Below are 373 nucleotides of genomic sequence, written 5' to 3' on the forward strand. Positions count from 1 at the left end.
GAGGAGACCACTTGACGGTGTAGTTGCGGCAGTAGCCGATTTCATGGTTGCCGAGGCGTTCCTTGAGGCGGTTCTGGGCCTCCTCGACGATCTTCTCAAGCTGCTTGATCTGCTGCTTGGCTTCGGAGATGGAGAAGGCGAGATTGTCGGCCTCTTCGTCCTCGAGCATGATCTCGGAGTTCTTCTTGACCTCGGCGAACACGCTGTTCATCAGCTCAGTGTCGCCGGCCTGCAGCTCAGGCTCCTTGAGGGCCTGGACGTTGTCAAACCAGAAGCTCTTCGCTGCGGGGATGATAGTGTTTTCCAGAAGCTCGTCGTTTCTGTAGACCTCGTAGGCATAGAACTTATTGCCACCTACAAGGCAGGCAAACGC

At 56.0% G+C, this 373-nt stretch carries 1 protein-coding gene; it reads right to left on the reverse strand.

The features are described 5' to 3' along the window. Positions 1-373: hypothetical protein (locus J4G38_RS28455; RefSeq protein ID WP_226164216.1), on the reverse strand; the 373-nt coding region annotated here is incomplete at both ends.

The organism is Hymenobacter terricola (assembly GCF_017921975.2).
In the GTDB taxonomy this organism is placed as follows: domain Bacteria; phylum Bacteroidota; class Bacteroidia; order Cytophagales; family Hymenobacteraceae; genus Hymenobacter; species Hymenobacter terricola.